The sequence below is a fragment of the Paenibacillus forsythiae T98 genome (assembly GCF_000520735.1).
Taxonomy (GTDB): Bacteria; Bacillota; Bacilli; order Paenibacillales; family Paenibacillaceae; genus Paenibacillus_AQ; species Paenibacillus_AQ forsythiae.
The window spans coordinates 1-514 of the sequence record NZ_ASSC01000195.1; the positions used below are offsets into that span (position 1 = coordinate 1).

Consider the following 514-nt stretch of genomic DNA (forward strand, 5'->3'; position numbering starts at 1 on the left):
TGCGGCCGAAGCGCGCGGGTCCACATCGATCAGCCCTTTGCCGTACTGGCGCATTTCCTGCTGTCCGATATACCGGCCCAGCCCCCACGCGCCCGCCTGGAATACGGCTAGCGGGCGTTCCGCCTCGGGCACGCTCTGCGCCCCTTGCGTGACGATCCATACGCCGGTGTCGGCGCCGGTGCACGCAAGACTCTGGGCCAAGTACAAGAGCGAATGCGTGCCGAGGCTCTTGATCCGCTCCCACTCGCCGCCGAGCGGCCGTCCAGCCAGTTCCGCTGGCGCAGGCAAGTCAACGTTCCAGACGTGCGCAACGCCGGACAGCGCACCTCCCGCCTCCTGCACCGCATCGGCCAGCAGCCGGTCGTAATGGCCCGGGTCTGCTGGGTCGATTAGGCTGGCCTGAGCTTCGCCGCCGAAGGCGTACTCGTCCCCGGCGACGGCCAGCAAGCAGCGACCGCCCGCTCGGCGCAGCAGCGCCGCCGCTTCTTCGGCGATGCCCCTCGCATCGGCCAAC

Annotated in this window: 1 protein-coding gene; it reads right to left on the reverse strand. The window is 69.6% G+C overall.

Going from position 1 to position 514, the window contains the following annotated elements; translation table 11 throughout:
* Positions 1-513 (reverse strand): Rossmann-fold NAD(P)-binding domain-containing protein (locus L692_RS28015; RefSeq protein ID WP_036722458.1); only part of this gene is annotated, 513 nt, incomplete at its 3' end.
* Between the last annotated feature and the right edge of the window lies 1 nt (position 514).